Annotated in this window: 1 protein-coding gene; it reads right to left on the bottom strand. The window is 44.8% G+C overall.

Translation table 11 applies throughout. From position 1 onward, the window contains the following. On the bottom strand, positions 1-223 hold a 223-nt coding region (locus AC0SAP_RS10435), incomplete at both ends, for an Ig-like domain-containing protein (protein WP_473384117.1).

The raw sequence follows: 223 nt of genomic DNA, 5'->3' as shown, positions 1-223 counted from the left end.
CTTTCGTAACAATCGTCTGATCACGATCATCCACCACCGGCGCATCATTCACCGGCGTGACTGTTACAGGAATCGTAACGGTCACTTCACCGCCATTGCCATCAGATACCATCACTGTGAATTCATCATCACCGTTGTAATCTTTTTTCGGCGTATAAGTGTATTCACCAGTTTTTTCATCAATCGTCACCGTACCGTTTTTCGGTTGTTCAGAAACCACATA

Source organism: Ignatzschineria sp. PL_is040 (genome assembly GCF_055813795.1).
This window is presented reverse-complemented; position numbering and strand designations above follow the sequence as displayed.